1 protein-coding gene is annotated in these 238 nt (G+C 56.7%); it reads right to left on the reverse strand.

The window, feature by feature from the left end; translation table 11 throughout:
* The coding region (locus ACTHS8_RS10915; RefSeq protein WP_440373719.1) for a hypothetical protein at positions 1-238 on the reverse strand (238 nt) is incomplete at both ends.

Genomic DNA, 238 nt, shown 5'->3' on the forward strand with positions numbered 1-238 from the left:
GTTAATCAGGCCGCTCAGTTTTGGATCGTTCAGACGGCCTGCCAAGTTTACGGCGGCGTTCATACGGCCTTTGAGGGTTTGGCCGAAGGGCAGGAAGATGCGGAAGACTTCGAGGTTGGCGACGTTCAGGTTAAGCTTGCCGCTCAGAGGCGCGGTAACGAATCTGGTGCTCTGACCGATGTTGACGGTACCTTCGGCACGGCCGTAATTGGTTTGGAGGACGAGGTTGCTGTTGACG

The organism is Neisseria sp. P0016.S008 (genome assembly GCF_051957775.1).
GTDB classification, from domain to species: Bacteria; Pseudomonadota; Gammaproteobacteria; order Burkholderiales; family Neisseriaceae; genus Neisseria; species Neisseria flavescens_B.